This is a genomic window from Streptomyces sp. SID1328, from assembly GCF_009865595.1.
Lineage (GTDB): Bacteria > Actinomycetota > Actinomycetes > Streptomycetales > Streptomycetaceae > Streptomyces > Streptomyces griseoluteus.
This window is the reverse complement of sequence record NZ_WWKH01001094.1, coordinates 1-341: the sequence shown is the minus strand read 5'-3', so window position 1 is coordinate 341 and position 341 is coordinate 1. Positions and strand designations below refer to the sequence as shown.

The 341-nt window shown below is 69.2% G+C and carries 1 pseudogene; it reads right to left on the bottom strand.

Going from position 1 to position 341, the window contains the following annotated elements:
• A pseudogene (locus tag GT030_RS35350) lies at window positions 1-287 on the bottom strand (XRE family transcriptional regulator); the annotation flags it as partial.
• Between the last annotated feature and the right edge of the window lie 54 nt (window positions 288-341).

The following is a 341-nucleotide window of genomic DNA, read 5'->3' as shown; positions in this document are numbered from 1 at the left end:
CCGCCGGTGGTCGCCGCCTTCTGCCGGGCCTTGGCCCGGATCTGCGGCTGCCACCGGGCCTTGACCTCGCGCTCCAGGCGCGCGGCGAGGTCGGGGCGCGGCTTTTTGATCTGGTCTTTCACGTACCGTTCGACGGTGCGCTGGGAGATGCGCAGCATCTGGGCGACCGCCTTGGTGCCCTTGAGCTGCTTGACCAGGTACCGCATCTGCGCACCCGCGCTCTTGGGCGCCGGGCGCGTGAACGCCTGCTGCACCGCGGCCTCCAGGCCGTCCCCGAACAGGCTCATGGCCTACTCCTACTCTCCGTTGTCGACGTCGGTGACGGTGCCGTCCTTGATGTA